Origin of the sequence: Pedobacter cryoconitis, assembly GCF_001590605.1 — a bacterium.
Lineage (GTDB): Bacteria > Bacteroidota > Bacteroidia > Sphingobacteriales > Sphingobacteriaceae > Pedobacter > Pedobacter cryoconitis_A.
This window is the reverse complement of the sequence record NZ_CP014504.1, coordinates 5,380,225-5,399,207: the sequence shown is the minus strand read 5'-3', so window position 1 is coordinate 5,399,207 and position 18,983 is coordinate 5,380,225. Positions and strand designations below refer to the sequence as shown.

Genomic DNA, 18,983 nt, shown 5'->3' with positions numbered 1-18,983 from the left:
CCTCACAACAAAACTTAAATGAAGATCACCGACCACGTCACCAACGCCAAGGGCAAAACCTTGTTTTCTTTTGAGCTCCTGCCGCCAGTTAAAGGAAAAAGCATCACAGATATTTACGATGCCATAGACCCTTTGATGGAGTTTAACCCACCCTTTATTGATGTGACCTACCATAGAGAAGATTATATCTATAAACAACATGACAACGGCTTGCTGGAAAAGGTTTCTTACCGTAAACGTCCGGGTACCGTAGCCATCTGTGCTGCGATCATGAACAAATACAAAGTAGATGCTGTTCCGCATTTAATTTGTGGTGGCTTTACCAAAGAAGAAACAGAAAACGCCCTGATTGACCTTCAGTTTTTAGGAATTGATAACGTGCTGGTTTTACGTGGAGACGCAAGACACGCAGATTCGACCTTTATCCCTACCCCCGGCGGACACGCTTATGCGACTGATCTTTTAGGCCAGGTTAACGACATGAATAACGGAAAATATCTTTTTGAAGATCACTCAGCCTTTCAGACAGATTTCTGTATTGGTGTAGCCGGCTATCCTGAAAAGCATTTTGAAGCACCAAACTTAAAAGCTGACTTCAAATACCTGAAGCAAAAAGTAGATATGGGCGCAGAATTTATCGTGACCCAGATGTTTTTCGACAATGCTAAATACTGTGATTTTGTTGCCCAGTGCAGAGCAAATGGGATAAATGTCCCCATTATTCCCGGACTTAAACCGATTACTTCTTCTAAACAACTCATCAGTTTACCGAAAATATTCCATATCGACCTGCCAGAAGATTTGACAGAAGCCATACAGGAATGTAAAAATGAAAAGGACGTAAAAGAGGTAGGAATCGAATGGATGATTCAGCAGTGCAAAGAGTTAATCAAAGTTGGCGCTCCAGTACTTCATTTTTATACCATGAGTAATCCTGAACCAACAAAAAGAATTGCCCGCGCAGTTTTCTAATTTAGAGGTCAGATTCTGCTCCTGATGAATATTTGGCAGATTCTTTGTATATTTCGTTCTCTACAAAGAACGATATGAGAAGGACGACATTGATGGTACTTACAGTTATTGGCACTTTAACTTCCTGTAATGCTTTAAAGAATACGGTAGAAGCAAGTTCAGATTTATCCAAACTCGGAGGAACCTGGGAGCTGAATTATATCTCAGGCCCAAGGATTGCTTTTAACGGTTTGTACCCAGGCCAGAAGCCGACCCTGATTTTTGACCTTGCAGATAAAAAGGTAAGCGGTAACAGCAGCTGTAACTCTTTCTCCGGAAAGCTGAATGCAGATGATACGTCCATTAACTTCAATCAGCCCATGGCAGTTACAAAAATGGCCTGCCCGGGTGAAGGAGAATCGGTTTTCTTTGAAACCTTAAAAAAAGTAAATAAATACTCCATCAAAGGAGATACGATACTAAATTTTATGATGGGAGATATCGCCATCATGCGGTTTAAAAAGATAAAATAATTATAAAGCCTGTATCATAAATCAGAGGGCACTGAAAAAGTCCCTTAGAAAAAAATGGATAAAAGGAGTAGAAAGCATAGTTTTTCTGCTCCTTTTTTGTATTTTAAAGGTGTATTAGAACTGCCTTTAAGATGCTTCTTCAACAACAAAAAATCCAATTTAGTGAGTTTTCCAGGCTCTACGATCTGATTGTTCCCAAAGACAACCTTCTTCGCAAGATCAATGAGTTAATAGATTTCAGCTTTATCTATAATGAGCTTTTAGAAAAGTATTGCCGGGATAATGGACGTCTTGCAGAGAGCCCTGTGCGCATGTTCAAATACCTGCTTTTGAAAACTATATTCACTATTTCTGATGTGGATGTTGTAGAGCGTTCCCGTTATGATATGTCCTTTAAATATTTCTTAGAGATGTTCCCTGAACAGGACGTGATAAATCCAAGCTCTCTGACCAAGTTCCGAAAGCTTCGTCTTAAGGACATGGATCTTTTAAACCTGCTGATTGGAAAAACCGTCTCTTTAGCTCTGGAAAAAGGTATTATTAAATCCAGGTCCATTATTGTCGATGCTACACATTCACTTTCAAGATCTAACCCATACTCACCTGTTGAGGTACTCAGGCAACGTTCAAAGTTGCTGCGAAGAGCAGTTTATTCAATGGATGATGATTTCAAAACCCGGATGCCCGAGAAGAATGAATCAAATGATATCCTAAAGGAAATAGAATACTGCAGTAAACTACAAAAACTTATCGAGTCTGATGAAGCGTTAAGTGAAATTCCTGCAGTAAAGGAGAAACTAAACCTATTGAGGGAAACAGTTGAAGATACCCGGGAGAATTATGCAATATCTAAAGATATGGATGCCAGGGTTGGCCACAAGACAGCCGACAGCAGTTTTTTTGGTTACAAAACTCATTTGGCCATGACAGAGGAGCGCATTATAACGGCTGCTGTTGTTACCTCAGCAGAAAAGGGAGATGGTCCTGAACTACCAAAACTTTTGAGCCAGACCCAGGCCAATGGAATGGAGGTAGAGACAATCATAGGTGATGCAGCCTATTCCGGGAAGAATAACCTCAAGCTCAGCGATGTGAACGGCAATAAGGTAAGGATAGTTGCCAGGATGAACCCTGCTATTACCCATGGCACCAGAAAAGAGGAAGAAAAGTTTGATTATAATAAAGACGCTGATATGTTCGTCTGCCCTGCAGGGCACCTGGCTATGTACAAACGGGTGCAGGGCAAAAAGGTAGATAATAGCAATCAGTCAATGACCTATTATTTTGATATCGAAAAATGCAAAGTATGCCCGTTAAAGGACGGCTGCTACAAACCAGGCGCCAAAAGCAGGACATACTCGGTCGCAATAAAACCAGATGAGCATAAAGAGCAGGAAATATTCCAACAAAGCGAGTACTTCAGGGAGAAATCAAAACACAGATATAAAATTGAGGCAAAAAATAGTGAATTGAAAAATGTTCATGGATATAACAGAGCGAACTCCTATGGCCTGGAAAGCATGAAAATGCAAGGTGCACTTGCGATATTCGTGGTTAATCTTAAAAGAATCCTCAAATTCTAAAAAAAGGATAATAATCCAACGAATATTCTGGTAAAAACTAACAATGTGCTCCCGTTCTCAATATCGAACGTAAAGTTCGTTATCAAATAAAAAAATGAAATGTCTCAAAAAAGAAAGCGGATAAACAACTCTTAAGAGCTATCCATCCGCTTTTCTGTTTGAAGACCTTTTTATGTCTACTTTTTCAGTGCCCTCATTTGAGTTAAACAGGCTTTTTTTTTACAGAATTTACCAGGAAAACCTATTCAGCCGTCAATAAAAACGCCTTAAAAGCGTCAAAATCCACTGGCATAGCCGTAGCTATCTTCTCTTTTTGTCTCAGTGCATTCACCTGCTCGGGAATATCAATCTTTGCCGCAATTTCAGCAGGGAATATATCAGGGAACTTGCAAGGATGTGCTGTAGAAAGGAATACAAAAGTATCATCGGCCGGAGCTTGTTGTTTTTGATACTCCTGTATTGCCAGCCAGGCAATAGCCGTATGCGGACAAGCCACATAATTAAACTGCCGGTAAATATCAGCAATCGCCTGAACGGTCTGCTCATCGGTATACCGGTAGCTCTTTACCATCTCCTTCACGCTTTCACGCTGCTCATTAAACAAAGCCATAATTCTCACCCAATTGCTTGGCGCACCTACATCCATCGCATTTGCATAAGTCTGTACTGAAGGCCTGGTCTCATAAACCCCTGTTTCCAGAAAGCGCGGAACCGTGTCATTCACATTGGTAGCAGCGATGAACTGTTTAACAGGCAAGCCCATTTTATAAGCTAATAAACCCGCAGCGATGTTCCCGAAATTACCGCTGGGCACCGCAAAGACCACTTCTCTTTTACCTTTTCTGAAAAGCTGGGCTACTGCATTAAAATAATAAAAGGTTTGTGGAATTAAACGCGCTATGTTAATCGAATTTGCAGAAGTAAGCCTCCTTTTACTATTCAGCTCGTCATCAGCAAAAGCCTGTTTCACCAAATGCTGACAATCATCAAAAGTCCCGTCTATTTCAATCGCACGGATATTTTGCCCATTGCTGCACAATTGTAACTCCTGAATCTCACTCACTTTACCCTTGGGATATAAAATCGTTACCCTGGTATTCGGCACGCCTAAAAAGCCCAGCGCTACTGCACCACCCGTATCTCCGGAAGTCGCTACCAGAACATCCAGCAATTGCTCATTGTCTTTCAGGAAATAAGCCATGACCCTGCTCATAAACCTGGCGCCAAAATCTTTAAAAGCCAATGACGGCCCATGAAACAATTCCAGCACATAAGTATCTTCATCAAGCGGATGTAAAGGGGCTTCAAAATTAATGGCATCGTCAATAATTGATTTTAAATCATTTGCAGGAATATCATCCTGTAACAAAGCAAAGCTCACTTTATAAGCAATCTCACGCAGCGTGTACCGGTCAAGATGCTGAATAAAATCCTGCTCAAGTGCAGGGATTTCCACAGGCATATATAAGCCTTTATCCTGTGGCATACTATTGAAAACAGCAGATTGGAAATCTATCTTCAGGTCGTGGTTATTCGTACTGTATAATTTCATGTTCGCATTTTTTAATCAAGTATAACCGGGCCTTTTTTATTCACCGATGATACAAATGAAAGACTGTTAATCTGAATGGATTTTAATTGTTTTTGAAGTGCCTGTGTAATTAAATGTGCTGTGTCCTGATCTTTGGTCAGCGCGAAAACAGAAGGCCCCGAACCGGAAATCCCAAAACTCACTGCGCCCATCTCCATCGCTATACTTCTCATTTTATAAAAATCAGGGATCAGAATAGACCGTGTAGGCTCCACCAGCACATCCACCATACTCCGGCCAATCAAATCATAGTCATTCGTAAACAAGCCCGTTACCAAACCAGCTACATTTCCCCATTGTTTGACCGCATCCTTCAATAAAACTTTAGAACGGATCATTTGCCGCGCATCCTTAGTCGGTACATCTACCTCTGGATAAACAATTGCCGCACACATATCCTGTGGAAAAGGCAAACTGATCACATCCAATGGCTCATAGCTTCTAACCAGTACAAAGCCACCCAATAAAGCAGGTGCTACATTGTCTGCATGCCCATAACCGCAGGCCAGCTCCTCGCCTTTCATCGCAAAAGGGACTAACTCCTGATTACTCAATTGATTGTCAAACAAAGTATTAATCGCAAACAATCCAGCCACCGTACTCGCAGAACTTGAACCCAGGCCACTTCCGATAGGCATCTTTTTATGCAATTCAATATCAATTCCAATATCGGTACGCCCAATATGTTTCAGGTAGTCCTGTACACTTGCACTCACCGTATTTTTATCCGGATTAAGCGGTAACCTGCCATCATCACCCGTAATTTTAGAAATAATTACACCCGGTTTATCTGTAACCCGCATCACCACTTCATCCCCCGGTGCATTCACCGCAAAACCCAAAACATCAAACCCGCACACTACATTCGCTACAGTTGCCGGAGCAAAAACTTTTACTGTATCTCTCATTTCTTACCCACATTTATGATGTCCGCAAATACACCAGCAGCAGTCACTTCTGCACCTGCACCAGGCCCTTTAATTACTAAAGGACGATCTTTGTAACGGTCTGTAGTGAAAGAAATAATATTATCACTGCCCGAAAGCATGTAGAAAGGATGCGTATCATCAACCATTTGCAGATTAATAGTCACTTTTCCTTCTTCTAGTTTTCCGATATACCGCAGTACTTTATTTTCAGCTGCGGCCTTGTTCTTCAAATCTTCAAAGTAAGCCGCATTGTTTTCCAGTTCCTGGTAAAAATCAGCTACACTCGCTGCAGCCAGACAAGCCGGTGGCAACATACTTTCCAACTGCACATCTGCTTCTTCTAAAGGATATCCCGCATCTCTTGCCAGGATCAGCATTTTGCGCATAAAATCTTTCCCATTCAAATCATCACGCGGATCTGGTTCAGTATACCCTTTATCCTGTGCTTCTTTTACAATTTCGTGGAAAAGCACGTCATTTTTAAAGTTATTAAAGATGAAAGAAATTGTACCCGAAAGGATCGCTTCAATGCTGAAGATATTATCTCCGCTTAACATCAAATCTTTCAAAGTACGGATGATCGGGAGACCTGCCCCTACATTCGTCTCATAATGAAAATCGACCCCATAAGTACGTGCAGCATTTTTAAAAGCAGCATATTGCTCATATTCGGCAGAATTTCCAATCTTATTACAAGTAACCAGGGAGATACTTGACTCCAGTATTTCCTGATAGAAGTTAACCGGATTACCACTCGCAGTATTGTCTACAAAAACACAGTTTGGCAAATTCATCGCTTTCATCTGTTTCACGAAAGAAGCTAAATCTGCCGGCTCCGCATTTTTGCTCAGCTCATTTTCCCAATCCGCCAGGTTCATTGCCGTTTTACTCAAATACATCTCCCGTGTATTGCTAACGCCCATCACCTTGACTTCCAGGTCATTGTTCTGAGCTAGTAACGGACTTTGGACCAATAACTGACGGAACAAAGTTTTACCGATGTTTCCGGTACCCAGGCAAAACACATGCAGCGTTTTCTTCAAGTTTTCAAAGAATGCCTCATGCACCGCATTTACGGCTTTTGACAAGTCTGTTTTTGATAAAATCACCGATATATTATATTCTGAAGATCCTTGTGCAATTGCACGCACATTGACCCCGTTTCTACCTAAAGCATGGAACAATTTACCAGACATCCCCGGGGTATGTTTCATATTCTCCCCCACAATAGCCAGTACAGCCAATCCATTTTCCACTTCCGGATATTCCAGTTTTTTAGCCTGTAACTCCAGTTCAAATTCTTTACTGATGATAGCCAGTGCACTTAAAGCATCAGCAGGTTTCACTGCAAAAGTGATACTATGTTCAGAAGAAGATTGCGTAATCAATACCACGTTAATCTGTTCTCTGGATAAAAGAGAGAACAACCTGCCACTAAAGCCAGTCTTCCCAACCATTCCGCTACCCGATAAATTCAGGATGCTGATTTCATCAATAGAAGAAATCCCCTTGATAGGAAAAGTTGAAGTATTAACGCCATGACGGATATAAGTGCCCTTGAAGTCTTTATTAAAAGTATTCTTGATGACGATTGGTATTTTCTTTAGAAAAGCCGGGGTCATTGTTGGCGGATAAATCACTTTTGCACCAAAATAAGACAATTCCATAGCCTCTGTATAACTCAGCTCTGGTAAAGAAAATGCCTTTTCCACGATCCTTGGATCAGCAGTCAGCATTCCATCTACATCTGTCCAGATTTCAATCTCTTTTGCATGGAGGGCAGAACCCCATATTGCAGCTGTAAAATCACTGCCACCGCGTCCCAAAGTTGTGGTTCTTCCTTCGGTATTGCTGGCTATAAATCCAGTTACAAATAATAGTTTAGCTCTATTCGCTTCATAAAAGTCCTGGATCAGCAATTCTGTTAAAGACGTATCTACTTTAGCCTGTCCAAAATTACTATCAGTTTTAATCAGTTCAGCCCCATCTACACATTGTGCATCCGGGAAGTCCTGTTTAGCCACATGGCTGATCATAAATGCAGAACAGCGTTCTCCGAAACTCAGAATTAAATCTTTGGTTTGCGGGCTTAATTCCTTTAAATGATAAACTGATTGCAAAACATCTTCCAGCTCGTTAAAGTAAATCTTCAACTTTGTAAATACTGGATTCTGGGCAGCTGCCGGAAGCAAGGTCCTCACGACTTCGAAGTGTTTTTCTTCGATTTCTTTAAGTTCTGCAGTATACTCTTCTGCCACCTGTGCTTTTTCTGCCATTGCCAGGAGCAGATTAGTTACCCCGCTCATTGCTGAAAGTACAACTACTGGATAATCATCCTGTTCCCTTTCTTTGAGGATACTGATCAGGGTTCGTATACCTGATGCTGATCCTACTGAAGTACCGCCGAATTTTAGAATGTTCATAGTTTTAATTGTTAATCTATTGGGTTTTATAGGTATTGGTTTACCTGTACTCCCGGGTATTTCAGTCCCGGACAAGCATAGGCAGTTTTAGGTACAGGTCAAAAAAAAAAGCGCCTTCCGGTTTAAAGGAAGGCGCTTTTTTATGGTTTTTTATTATTCTTATTATACCAATATACACCCGCCCCCGGCTTTCCCGGTGGTGGTAATAATAATGGATGTAAGTGTTGAATTATTTATCATATGTACATAACAACATTGCTTTGCTATTGCTATACCCTAAAGTAAAGTTATATTTTCCTAATAAGCAAGAGAATATGAAAAAAAATTAATTCAATGCGCTCAAAAAGCACCCTGCCCGTTTTTTACTTACCTTTACTGCGTAAATTATGCAAGGACTAGTAATAAAATCAACAGGGAGCTGGTATTTGGTTCATGGAGAAGATGACCGTGATTATCAATGCAGGATTAAAGGGAAATTCCGGATCAAAGGAATTCAGACCACCAATCCTGTTGCAGTTGGAGATCAGGTAGACTTCGAGATGGAGCCTAATTCTGAAAATGGAGTTATTTATAAGCTTCATCCCCGGAAAAACTATATCATCAGAAAATCAATCAACTTATCAAAACAGGCGCAGATTATCGCGGCCAATATAGATGAAGCCTTTCTGGTCGTTACACTCGCCTCTCCCCGTACTTCACTGGGTTTTATAGACCGCTTTTTAGTCACTGCAGAAGCTTATAGCATTCCTTCGGTATTAATCTTTAATAAACTCGACTTATACAATGAGGACGGGCTTGAAGTATTGGCAGAATATAAAAACATCTATGAAAGTCTGGGTTATCCCTGCTATGAAGTTTCTGCAACCGAAGGTACCAATATGCCTTTGATAGAAAGTTTATTAAAAGATAAAACAACCCTGTTTTCAGGCCACTCAGGCGTCGGAAAATCAAGTCTGATCAATGTATTGCTACCAGACCGTAATATCAAAACAGGTGAAATCTCTGAGTCCAGCGATAAAGGACAGCACACTACAACCTTCGCTGAAATGCACACCTTGCCTTTTGGTGGTTACCTGATCGATAGTCCGGGAATCAGAGAGCTTGGTATTTATGATATTAAACCAGAAGAACTAAGTCATTACTTCAGAGAAATGCGTAATCTGATGCATCAATGTAAATTTCACAACTGCCGTCACATCAATGAACCTAGCTGCGCTGTTTTAGATGCCGTTAAAACCGGAGAGATTGAAAGCAGCCGCTATGAAAGTTACCTGAGCATGTATCATGGCAATGAAACCAGAGCTTAAACATTCATGAGAGCAGTTATACAAAGAGTTACACAGGCCAGTTGTCAAGTAGATGATGTAGTAACCGGTTCCATTGCAAACGGATTGCTCGTTCTACTGGGCGTTGAAGAAGCCGACGGACAGGAAGATCTGGAGTGGCTCGCTGCCAAAATATTTAATATCCGGATCTTTAGTGACGAACAAGGACTGATGAATAAATCGCTTGCGGCTATAGATGGGAACATTTTACTGATCAGTCAATTTACCTTATTTGCAGCGACAAAAAAAGGGAGCAGGCCCGGATTTACCAGAGCTGCAAGACCAGATCAGGCTATTCCGCTTTACGAGGCCATGATTAAACAACTCAGCATTTTATCAGGCAAGCCTGTACAAACAGGGATTTTTGGGGCAGATATGAAAATCAGCCTCCTCAATGACGGGCCGGTCACGATATTAATTGACACTAAAAACAAAGAATAATGACGATACAGGAAGCACAGGATACTGTTGATCAATGGATTAATACGACCGGGATCCGTTATTTCAATGAATTGACCAATACGGCCATATTAATGGAAGAAGTGGGTGAAGTAGCCCGTATTATGTCCCGTAAATACGGTGAGCAATCTTTCAAGAAAAGTGATGAAGCGGTAGACCTTGGCGATGAAATGGCCGATGTCTTATTTGTGCTGATTTGCCTGGCTAACCAAACTGGTATTAACCTGACCGAAGCCATGGAGAAAAACCTGGTAAAAAAGAGTATCAGAGATGCCGACAGACATAAAAATAATGAGAAACTGAAATGAAGCAACAGCGCTGGTAAAAAAAACAAGGACTTGGTTTCTTACCTAATTCATTTTTCATGAATTCCAGTACGAAACCAAGTCCTTGTTTTTTTAACTGGCTTTTATCTTTTTATAACTGTGCTTTAATCTTCTGAGCTGCTTCCTGCAGCTCTTCCTGCGTAGGGTTCAGCTTCGCTTTACTAAAGTTCATATCTCCCACTGCGTTCATAGGGATCAAATGGATATGTACATGAGGTACTTCCAGACCAATAACGGCCATTCCTACTTTTACACATGGAAAAGCTTTCTTTAGTGCTACTGCTACAATCTTTGCAAATAAGGTAAGTCCGAAATAACTTTCTTCGTCCATATCAAATATATAATCAATTTCTTTTTTAGGGATGACCAGCAGATGGCCCATAGCTAAAGGGCTGACATCTAAAAACGCCATAAATTCAGTCGTTTCAGCTACTACATGTGCGGGAATTTCTCCGGCTACGATCTTGGAAAATATACTTGACATATAAAATGATTATCTGGTGATTTCTAATATTTCAAATTCGATTTTACCTGCAGGAACTTCAATCTCAGTTTTGTCCCCTACCGATTTACCTAATAAACCTTGTGCAATCGGAGATTTCACAGAGATCTTTCCGATTTTAAGGTCAGCTTCAGTTTCAGCCACCAGCTGGTAGCTCATTGTTGCGCCGTTTTTTAAGTTCTTTATTTTAACGATCGATAAAGCCAGCACTTTAGTCAGGTCTAATTTCGATTCATCAATTAATCTTGCAGATGCAAGCGTAGTTTTTAATTTAGATATTTTTGCTTCATGCAGACCTTGTGCTTCCTTAGCAGCATCGTACTCCGCATTTTCAGATAGATCACCTTTATCCCTTGCTTCAGCTATAGCTTTAGAGATCAATTGTCTCCCTGTAGTCGTTAAGTAATGTACTTCTTCTTTTAGCTTATCCAACCCTTCCTGAGTGTAATATGTTACCTCTGTCATAGCTTAATTTATTATTTGTAAAACCTTTAAAATACAAACAAGACTATACTGGCAATAAGCCCACATAGTCTTGCTTCAATTAAAACGAAGATAACAGGCAATTCTTACAAAAGCAAATCTTTTGATTTGAATTGTTTGCAAAGCCGTTAAAGCCCCTTTAATATTTATCGAATAACTTGTTTACAGGCTTAAAACGATTACTTTTGAAAATCTGCCTGAATTCAGCTGCCTGTTTTAATGCACATTTAAATTTGAAGAATAAATTTAAACAAGTCATAAAATATGGAATACGTGAATTCAGACAGGTATTGAACGAATTATAAAAAAACATGATGCACAAAAACATTTTCAAGATAGCTACGCTATTTTTATTGGGAACCGTTACCACGCAAGCCCAGGAACTGTACATGCCACGTAATATCAAAGCAGCGTTCGCTAACGGCACACGTGCGCTGGATGGCAAGCCTGGGAAAAACTACTGGCAGAATAAAGGAAAGTATGACATGACGATCACTGTCACTCCAAATGATAAATTAGTCAAAGGAACAGAAACTATTACGTATACGAACCATAGTCCTGATACGCTGAAGAAAATAACGATGAGGTTTGTCAATAACATGCACAAACCAGAAGCGCCAAGAGCAGGTTATGTAAGTAAAGATTATTTAACAAGCGGGCTCGATATCAGTTTATTTACGGTAGATGGCCAGTCTTACAATGTGGATAGCAAAGACTGGGGCACGACCTCAGACATTCCACTGAAGAATGCTTTAGCACCGGGCAAGACCGCTACTTTTAAAATCAACTGGAGTTATCCTTTGTCAAAAGTAAGCGGCAGAGAAGGCCAGATCGACAGCACTACCTTTTTTGTAGCCTATTCTTTTCCAAGAGTTTCAGTTTATGACGACTACAATGGATGGGATAAAATTCCGCATACCGACAGAACTGAATTCTATAATGATTTCAATGATTACCTGTTGACAGTGAAAGCCCCTAAAAACTATGTAGTTTGGGCCACAGGCGATTTAAAGAACCCTGATGAGGTCTTACAGCCTAAATTCGCAGATAAGCTTAAAAAGTCTTATACCAGCGAAGAAGTGGTATCGATTGCTAATGCTGAGGAAATGGCCAATGGTGAAGTGACTAAACAGAACGATTGGAATACCTGGAAATTCACTGCCGATCATATTACAGACGTAACTTTTGCCCTGAGTAATCATTATTTATGGGATGCAGGAAGTGTAGTCGTTGACAAAAAGACTGGCAGAAGGACAAGTGTACAAGCTGCTTATGACAGCAAAGCTGAAGACTTTTCACATGCTGCAACCTGGACTAAACTGGCTTTAGACTGGTTTTCAAATAACTGGCCAGGTGTTCCTTATCCCTTCTCAAAAATGACTGCGGTACAAGGTTTTGCCGACATGGAATTCCCGATGATGGTGAATGACACCAGTACTCCGGATATGGAGTTCAGCCAATTTGTACTGAACCATGAGATTGCACATACTTATTTCCCTTTTTACATGGGCACGAACGAAACCCGTTATGCGCATATGGATGAAGGCTGGGCAACTACTTTAGAATACCTGATTGGTCAGCAGCAGCTTGGAAAAGCGAAAGCAGATGAGAATTACAAGAAATTCAGAGTAGAAAGATGGATTAAAGATCCTTCTACAGAAGAAGATCAGCCAATTATCACCCTGTCTACCCAGGTTTCGGGTTCAGGATATGGCAATAACGCATATGTAAAGCCTTCGCTGGCTTACCTGGCTTTAAAGGATATGTTTGGAGATGTACTGTTCAAGAAATATCTGCATGCTTATATGGACCGCTGGAATGGAAAACATCCTATTCCATGGGATTTCTTTCATACGATCAATGATGTTTCCAAACAAGACTTAAACTGGTTCTGGAACAATTGGTTCTTCAGCAATAATTATATAGACCTGGCTATTGACAAAGTAACGATCAAAGGCATGACTTATAATATATCCATCCGGAACATCGGTGGTTTTGCGATACCTTTCGATATTAAAGTAACCTATGCTGACGGAACAACGCATGTGATCCATGAAACTCCAGTAGTTTGGAAATTCAACCAGAAAGCGATTAACATTCAATTTACTGCAGAAAAACCAGTGACTTCAATGGTAATTGACGGCGGTATTTATATGGATGCCAAACCATCAGATAATAGCTGGAAAAAGTAAATTCTTTGCGTAAAAGCCCTGTTACCAGCTGCAATGCCCTCAAAAAGTTAAATACTTTTTGAGGGCATTTTTATAGTTTATCTCTTTTGCTCACTTCCTGCGTCATTTTAAAAGTCAGGAAACCCAGTAAAGCAGCTACAATTACGATTGCTGCCCAGATTACCCATCCTGGAATCCCATCCCCTTTTGCAACCTTACTTTTTTCCTGTGGTTTTTGATATAAAGGATTAGCAGAAACAGATTGATAGTTTAGCGGTTTTAACTCCTGCTGTAAGCTATCTCCAAAAAACTTCAGGTCATAGTCTGGCGCATTTGCTTTTCCATCTCCAAATAGAATTGTATAATCCTGATCTTTTTCAAGATAACTGATTAAACTTTGACTCAATTGATAACCATTGACTTTATGGAGCACCAATGGTGGATTGTCACCGTTCACAATTTCAAGTTCTAAGTGGTTTGTTTTAGCCGAGAAGTACAGGTTAGGAATCGCTGAAGTACTAATTAAGGTATCTGCGACCAGTGATTTTTCCTTCTGCTGTACCGCATAAACCCTGACGTTCCGTTTATAATACTTTTGTCCGGCAATTTCCAGATGCAGTTTATTCAATTGATAAGGCGCATTAAAACGTACTGTTATATAACTCACCTGGGCACTATCCCTTTGCTGGATCAAAGGCTTTTTAAGCTGAACATAAACAGGCGGAATACTTTGCTGTCTGTAAATACCTGCTTGCAAAATCGCAACCGGCTCTTTATTTTCATTGTTAATCTGTATCCGAAGATACCGATAAGAACTCGAAGGAAAATTCAGTTGTTGCTGATAAGTTCCATTACCCGGCTCATCAGAAACTGCTTCTTCTAATGATATATTCTCTTTAATGGCGTACCATTTTTTAAGATCATCACTTCCAGATAAGTTTACATTTCTTTTAACAGAAGCATTGCGCAACTGCAAACTTAATTGGTTTATGGTGAGGTGAGCCGCATTCTCCACGATAAAAGTAGTCACAGTATCTACTTCTGCCAATGCTTTCAATTTTGGAAAAGCAATAAAACTCCGCTGATCTTTAAAAACCAGTTGATTTCCAAAAATATAAGGTGAAAACTGTTTCTTCTGATTCAATATCCGGATATCGCCAAGATTTGCCTGAGCCCCGGCAATGAGTTCAGGACTTAAATCAACCCGGTAAAACCCGTCTGTTTCTACTTTCGGCAGTTTCGCCTGGTACTTGAATGTTTGCTGTGCGAATACACTAAAAACACTCAGTAAAAGGGTCAGCGTTAAAAAAAGCTGTCTATTCATCTTTATGGGGTTCATCTGCGGCAATGATTTTTTTAACCTTTTGGTACATAAACGAAATGATCAGCAATATGACCCCAAGGAAGAAGAATGCTGCAATTTTACCTGCAGGCGGGATATTGCTGATGTCAAATACAAATAGCTTTACTAAAGTAAGCGCAAACAGGCTGAGCGAAATAATACGCAGTGTAAGGTATTTATGACGCATGCCCAGCCACATCATCGCAAAGGATGCTAATCCCCATAATACCGGAAGCCCTGTTTTAATATAAATCGTTTCTACATTGCTGATTGGGTTGTTAGCTGAATAAAACAACACATTGCTGATTAAGCTGACTTCCAGACTTAAGAACAGCACCATTGAACCTGCCAAAGCCCAGGCTGCTATTTTCTTCCAGGTTTCTGGCAGTAAAGTTCTGGCGATCAGGATCAGATGGTGAAACAATAATCCGATAAATACTGCGCCAATCCAATGGGCTATAAAATGAAATGATGCGACTTCCTGACGAACGAGCATAGCTTCCTGCAGATCGAAAAATCCAACCATAAAGAACAGATAAACGGCAATACAAGTACTGATCAGGATGGCACTTATTCTCCAGTTTAACCGGATTGATTCTCTTTTTTTTCCTAAAAACAGATAAATGTAAAGGAATACTGAGGCATACAAGATTACATATACATTATTTAAAGAAGTATGGGGGAACCGGTTTGAGAATTGGTGGTTAACTTCCAGCAGTCCGCTTAAAAACAGCAGTACAATAGCTGTATATTTAATAAATACAGGATTTAAGATATCACCGTTTTGGGTTTTTCCTTCAACGTCTGGCTTTTGGTAAAGAACGTATAATAAGTAAGAACTGACTGCAGCAAATAATGTAGTAATAAACCCTTTGTTGATCAGTACATTGACTGCTATTGCTGAATCACCATAAATTGCGGCCCAGTCCATAAATAAACTTAGCAGCATCAATGCCCAGATGATTTGCGAAGCCAGCTGCATTAAATAGATCCGCGATTTTTGATAAAGCCAGTAAAGCAATACCGTTTCTGCTGCCCAGAATAACGTAATATAATGGCCATGCAATTGTATTGGGCCGGCAACGGATATAAAGGTCAGCGTAATCCCAATCAGCAGGTAAAGCACATTGGTATCCACCTTTTTATTCCTGAACAGCAAGTAAGATAACAGTAAGTTGATCACAGCTAAACTTACCGCAAAAAGCCCTCTGAACTGCTCCTGATGCATTCCGGTCAGCAAGAATAAACCTGCACCAAAGTATAGCGCCGTATTGGCCAGCAGAATGGTAAAATCTGAGCCGATAAATGTTTTATTCTCCCTGACATTATAAGCCACATTAATTCCAAAGAAAAGCAGGTATAAAATACTGGCGTATAAAAATCCGATTCCATAACTCGTGGCCGGCATGCTAAACAGACTTGCCGAAAACATGAGTATTGTGAGTACAAAGGTTGAAACATTAAGGATACGCCACGATTTGCGGTAAGCAATTACCAGCAGTCCTGCATTGAGGATCACCAGGTAAATAAACAAACCATGATAATTAGCATGACCAGTACTGACCATTAATGGACTGGTTAAACCACCTACTAAAGCAATAACAGCCACTTCCTGCCGGTCGTAGAGCAGTGAAAGCGCGACGGCAAAACAAGTTATCCCGATCAGAATAATGAAGGATGTGGTTTGATTGAACAGCTGAAATTGGTGAAAAGCAAGCGTAATGGTAAAATATAAAACTGCAATCCCTCCCCCTACTAAAACAGAGCTGAATGCTTTGTAAGAATTACGCATCCAGTGTGCGATACCAATTAAGATACCACCGCAAAGTACACCAATCCCAACGCGGCCTACCGGGCCTATCCAGTTGCTGTCAATTGCAAATTTCACAAAGTAACCGATAGCCAGTACCAGTATCGCAATCCCGATTTTATTGATCAGATTCTCTCCAATGAATTTTTCCAGGTCAGGATGTTTCTCAAAGAAGGAAAGTTCTGGTGCTGCGGGCTCGCGGTGAACAGGTTGTTGAACCGATGGCGGTGTATTTTCTTCAGCTAAGTGTTCATTGTAAATATTAGCCTGTGTATCCTGAACAAATTCTGGTTCATGAACGGCCTCTGGCTGTTGTATTTTTTCTTCAGGAACAACTGCTTCCTGAGTTTCTTCCTGAACAGGTTTAGGTATAAAATCGCGTAAAGGATCAGGATGAAGATCTTTTTTAGTCTTATAGGGTGGCGGAACAAATGGAATTGCGGGTGCTTGAAATTGCGTTGCGCCCCAGTCTACCGGCCGCATTTCTTGTGGTTCTGATTCCTCTGCAGTACTTACTGGTGGAACATAACCGGGCCTGCTTTGCTTTAAAAGCTCCTGAAATTCAAAAATCCGGTATTCAAGCCGCCCGACCCTATCGTTCAGACTGCTTTTAGTTGTGGCAATCATCACAATGATGACAACCAGTAAGATGATGTAAAGAAACTCCATGAATGATGCGTTTGGTGATAAAGATAATATTTAAGTTCAAAGCAAAACATTTCAGGCAATAAAAAACCCGGTCATTTACACAACCGGGTCTAACATAAAATATACTTTTACCCTAAATCTGCTCCAGCTTATCAGCAAGCACCTCAGAAATTTTCCTGTACGAATCAAAAGTCCATCCACCAACATGTGGCGTCAAAATAACTTTTTCAGATTCTTTCAGTTCAGTAAACCAGTCCTGTTCTGCCAATGCCGGGAATTTTTCAACTTCCAGTACATCCAGTCCGGCGCCCAATATCTTCCCGGATTTAATCGCTGCCAATACTGCTTTCGTATTCACAATCTCACCTCTGGCCGTATTGATGAAAAATATATTCTTTTTGAAATGGTATAAATATTCCTCATCCACCATTTGCCTGGTTTCCGAAGTCAAAGGAATATGTAAACTCAGCACATCACTATGTTTAACAATTTCTTCCATGCTGCATTCCTGCGCATAAGCATCAGAAAAGCCCGTTTTATATTTATCGTAAGCAAGCACCTTCACCTCAAAGCCCGAAAGCTTTCTGGCCATACTGCTTCCCATAAATCCATAACCGATAATCCCGACAGTTTTGCCTTTTAGCTCCCAGCCACGGTTGCCTTCCCGGTCCCAGATTCCGTTCCTGATCTCCATATCAGCCTTGCGGTGCGTATTGATTAGTGAAAGCAACATCCCCATTGCATGCTCCCCTACTGCATCCCTGTTACCTTCCGGTGCATTCAGTAACTTAATATTCCGCTCCTTCGCATAAGCCTCGTCGATATTATCCAATCCTGCTCCTGCTCTGGCTACAAATTTAAGCCCCGGTGCAGCTTCCATCAGCTCTCTGTCTATCTTAAACTTCGTCCGTACCGCAATGCCGTCATATCCTGAAATCACCGCCAGCGTTTCTGCCCTGGTGATTAATGGAAGATCGTCCACTTCATAACCTAATTGCTCTGCCATGATTTTGAATACAGGATGTAAATCATCAACAATTAAAATTTTACCGTTCATCTGTTTTATAATTATAACGCCAGCTTGGTGACCAGCTGCGTAAGGGTAATAAAATCTTCTACGCTCAATTGCTCTGCTCTTTTTTCAAAATAGATATTGTCATCCATTTTAACTTTAGGCAATACGCCTGACAAAGCGTTCCTTAATGTTTTTCTACGCTGATTAAATCCGGCTTTAACGACAATCCAGAATAATTTCTCATCGCAATCCAAAGTCACCCGCTCATTTCTGCTCAAACGGATTACGCCTGAATTTACTTTAGGAGGTGGATTAAAAGTCCCTGGCTTTACAGAAAATAAATAATCAATATTATAATAGGCCTGGATCAGCACACTGAGAATCCCGTAATCTTTTGTTCCGCTTTTAGATGCACAGCGTTCTGCAACTTCTTTTTGAAACATGCCTACCATCTCTACTACATTTTCTCTATGTTCCAAAACCTTAAACAAGATCTGTGAAGAAATATTATAAGGAAAATTACCTATGATGGCGTATTTACCGGAAAATACTTTTTTCAGGTCCATTTTCAAAAAATCACCATTAATCAACCTTTCGCCCATCTGTGGATACTTATCATTTAAGAAATGATAGGATTCGACATCGATATCGATCATAAATGTTTCCAGGTCTTTTCTTTCCAGCAGAATATCTGAAAGGATACCCATACCCGGCCCTACTTCAAGCACCTGACTGTATTGATCGGTATGGACAAGACCGTCTACAATTTTAGCTGCTATTTTTTTATCGGTCAAAAAATGTTGCCCTAAATGTTTTTTCGCCCTTACCAAACTCATATGATTGCTGTTATATTTTATTAATCGAAAGAAGCCAAGACTTCTAAAAGGTGCAA

General features: G+C 40.5%; 16 protein-coding genes. 7 read left to right on the top strand and 9 right to left on the bottom strand.

The features are described from left to right. Positions 1 to 18: 18 nt before the first annotated feature. The 3 genes from metF to AY601_RS22920 all read left to right on the top strand — a co-directional run bounded on the left by metF (position 19) and on the right by AY601_RS22920 (position 3,067). Entirely contained in the window at positions 19 to 972 is a 954-nt protein-coding gene (metF, locus tag AY601_RS22930; protein ID WP_068405672.1) for a methylenetetrahydrofolate reductase [NAD(P)H], read from the top strand. A gap of 74 nt (positions 973 to 1,046) precedes the next feature. Further along, positions 1,047 to 1,484: an META domain-containing protein gene (locus AY601_RS22925; protein ID WP_068405668.1), complete on the top strand. Its 438-nt coding sequence runs from the start codon at positions 1,047 to 1,049 to the stop codon at positions 1,482 to 1,484. A gap of 131 nt (positions 1,485 to 1,615) precedes the next feature. Next, complete coding sequence (locus tag AY601_RS22920; RefSeq protein ID WP_068405011.1) at positions 1,616 to 3,067, top strand: IS1182 family transposase; 1,452 nt, start codon at positions 1,616 to 1,618, stop codon at positions 3,065 to 3,067. A 241-nt stretch (positions 3,068 to 3,308) separates the two neighbouring features. Here the strand turns inward: AY601_RS22920 and thrC are convergent, their stop codons facing one another. Genes thrC through thrA form a run of 3 tightly spaced genes read right to left on the bottom strand, consistent with a single transcriptional unit; the run spans position 3,309 to position 8,010 of the window. Continuing rightward, positions 3,309 to 4,619: a threonine synthase gene (gene thrC, locus AY601_RS22915; RefSeq protein ID WP_068405665.1), complete on the bottom strand. Its 1,311-nt coding sequence runs from the start codon at positions 4,617 to 4,619 to the stop codon at positions 3,309 to 3,311. 11 nt (positions 4,620 to 4,630) lie between these two features. Next, complete coding sequence (locus tag AY601_RS22910) at positions 4,631 to 5,566, bottom strand: homoserine kinase (RefSeq protein ID WP_068405661.1); 936 nt, start codon at positions 5,564 to 5,566, stop codon at positions 4,631 to 4,633. Continuing rightward, on the bottom strand, positions 5,563 to 8,010 hold the full coding sequence (gene thrA, locus AY601_RS22905; protein WP_068405658.1) for a bifunctional aspartate kinase/homoserine dehydrogenase I: 2,448 nt from the start codon (positions 8,008 to 8,010) through the stop codon (positions 5,563 to 5,565). Before thrA ends, AY601_RS22910 begins: the two co-directional genes overlap by 4 nt. 386 nt (positions 8,011 to 8,396) lie before the next feature. Here thrA and rsgA point away from each other — a divergent pair, with 386 nt between their 5' ends. The 3 genes from rsgA to AY601_RS22890 are packed head-to-tail and all read left to right on the top strand — an operon-like array spanning position 8,397 to position 10,102. Beyond that, positions 8,397 to 9,317 carry a ribosome small subunit-dependent GTPase A gene (gene rsgA / locus AY601_RS22900; RefSeq protein WP_068405655.1) on the top strand — a complete coding sequence of 307 codons (921 nt, stop codon included), beginning with the start codon at positions 8,397 to 8,399 and terminating at the stop codon, positions 9,315 to 9,317. Positions 9,318 to 9,323: 6 nt separating this feature from the next. Beyond that, complete coding sequence (gene dtd / locus AY601_RS22895; protein ID WP_068405652.1) at positions 9,324 to 9,776, top strand: D-aminoacyl-tRNA deacylase; 453 nt, start codon at positions 9,324 to 9,326, stop codon at positions 9,774 to 9,776. Further along, positions 9,776 to 10,102 carry a nucleotide pyrophosphohydrolase gene (locus tag AY601_RS22890; protein ID WP_068405648.1) on the top strand — a complete coding sequence of 109 codons (327 nt, stop codon included), beginning with the start codon at positions 9,776 to 9,778 and terminating at the stop codon, positions 10,100 to 10,102. The genes dtd and AY601_RS22890 overlap by 1 nt, the downstream gene beginning before the upstream one ends. Positions 10,103 to 10,211: 109 nt before the next feature. Here AY601_RS22890 and AY601_RS22885 read toward each other — a convergent pair whose 3' ends face one another. Both AY601_RS22885 and greA read right to left on the bottom strand, forming a co-directional pair. After that, complete coding sequence (locus tag AY601_RS22885; protein ID WP_068405643.1) at positions 10,212 to 10,604, bottom strand: HIT family protein; 393 nt, start codon at positions 10,602 to 10,604, stop codon at positions 10,212 to 10,214. Positions 10,605 to 10,613: 9 nt separating this feature from the next. Continuing rightward, the gene (gene greA, locus AY601_RS22880; protein ID WP_068405640.1) at positions 10,614 to 11,087 is read right to left on the bottom strand and encodes a transcription elongation factor GreA; all 474 of its coding nucleotides are present in this window, start codon (positions 11,085 to 11,087) and stop codon (positions 10,614 to 10,616) included. Positions 11,088 to 11,416: 329 nt separating this feature from the next. On the opposite strand from greA, the gene AY601_RS22875 reads away from it, so the two are divergent. Next, positions 11,417 to 13,297, top strand: a complete 1,881-nt coding sequence (locus tag AY601_RS22875; protein WP_232324653.1) for a M1 family metallopeptidase — start codon at positions 11,417 to 11,419, stop codon at positions 13,295 to 13,297. A 70-nt stretch (positions 13,298 to 13,367) separates the two neighbouring features. On the opposite strand, the gene AY601_RS22870 is transcribed toward AY601_RS22875, so the two are convergent. The 4 genes from AY601_RS22870 to rsmA form a co-directional block, all read right to left on the bottom strand. Further along, complete coding sequence (locus tag AY601_RS22870) at positions 13,368 to 14,600, bottom strand: DUF3999 family protein (RefSeq protein WP_068405637.1); 1,233 nt, start codon at positions 14,598 to 14,600, stop codon at positions 13,368 to 13,370. Further along, a complete protein-coding gene (locus AY601_RS22865) occupies positions 14,593 to 17,097 on the bottom strand; it encodes a DUF2339 domain-containing protein (protein ID WP_068405633.1) in 2,505 nt (834 codons plus the stop codon). Before AY601_RS22865 ends, AY601_RS22870 begins: the two co-directional genes overlap by 8 nt. Positions 17,098 to 17,209: 112 nt before the next feature. After that, a complete protein-coding gene (locus tag AY601_RS22860) occupies positions 17,210 to 18,133 on the bottom strand; it encodes a 2-hydroxyacid dehydrogenase (RefSeq protein ID WP_068405629.1) in 924 nt (307 codons plus the stop codon). Positions 18,134 to 18,144: 11 nt separating this feature from the next. Beyond that, on the bottom strand, positions 18,145 to 18,927 hold the full coding sequence (gene rsmA, locus AY601_RS22855; protein WP_068405626.1) for a 16S rRNA (adenine(1518)-N(6)/adenine(1519)-N(6))-dimethyltransferase RsmA: 783 nt from the start codon (positions 18,925 to 18,927) through the stop codon (positions 18,145 to 18,147). Between the last annotated feature and the right edge of the window lie 56 nt (positions 18,928 to 18,983).

Excerpts from the sequence above, each read along its gene's own strand:
- AY601_RS22920 (WP_068405011.1), top strand. The coding sequence starts at position 1,616 with ATGCTTCTTCAACAACAAAAAATCCAATTTAGTGAGTTTTCCAGGCTC.
- AY601_RS22890 (WP_068405648.1), top strand. The coding sequence starts at position 9,776 with ATGACGATACAGGAAGCACAGGATACTGTTGATCAATGGATTAATACG.
- rsgA (WP_068405655.1), top strand. The coding sequence starts at position 8,397 with ATGCAAGGACTAGTAATAAAATCAACAGGGAGCTGGTATTTGGTTCAT.
- AY601_RS22865 (WP_068405633.1), bottom strand. The coding sequence starts at position 17,097 with ATGGAGTTTCTTTACATCATCTTACTGGTTGTCATCATTGTGATGATT.
- dtd (WP_068405652.1), top strand. The coding sequence starts at position 9,324 with ATGAGAGCAGTTATACAAAGAGTTACACAGGCCAGTTGTCAAGTAGAT.
- thrA (WP_068405658.1), bottom strand. The coding sequence starts at position 8,010 with ATGAACATTCTAAAATTCGGCGGTACTTCAGTAGGATCAGCATCAGGT.
- AY601_RS22885 (WP_068405643.1), bottom strand. The coding sequence starts at position 10,604 with ATGTCAAGTATATTTTCCAAGATCGTAGCCGGAGAAATTCCCGCACAT.
- AY601_RS22860 (WP_068405629.1), bottom strand. The coding sequence starts at position 18,133 with ATGAACGGTAAAATTTTAATTGTTGATGATTTACATCCTGTATTCAAA.
- rsmA (WP_068405626.1), bottom strand. The coding sequence starts at position 18,927 with ATGAGTTTGGTAAGGGCGAAAAAACATTTAGGGCAACATTTTTTGACC.
- greA (WP_068405640.1), bottom strand. The coding sequence starts at position 11,087 with ATGACAGAGGTAACATATTACACTCAGGAAGGGTTGGATAAGCTAAAA.
- metF (WP_068405672.1), top strand. The coding sequence starts at position 19 with ATGAAGATCACCGACCACGTCACCAACGCCAAGGGCAAAACCTTGTTT.
- AY601_RS22925 (WP_068405668.1), top strand. The coding sequence starts at position 1,047 with ATGAGAAGGACGACATTGATGGTACTTACAGTTATTGGCACTTTAACT.
- AY601_RS22870 (WP_068405637.1), bottom strand. The coding sequence starts at position 14,600 with ATGAATAGACAGCTTTTTTTAACGCTGACCCTTTTACTGAGTGTTTTT.
- AY601_RS22875 (WP_232324653.1), top strand. The coding sequence starts at position 11,417 with ATGATGCACAAAAACATTTTCAAGATAGCTACGCTATTTTTATTGGGA.
- AY601_RS22910 (WP_068405661.1), bottom strand. The coding sequence starts at position 5,566 with ATGAGAGATACAGTAAAAGTTTTTGCTCCGGCAACTGTAGCGAATGTA.
- thrC (WP_068405665.1), bottom strand. The coding sequence starts at position 4,619 with ATGAAATTATACAGTACGAATAACCACGACCTGAAGATAGATTTCCAA.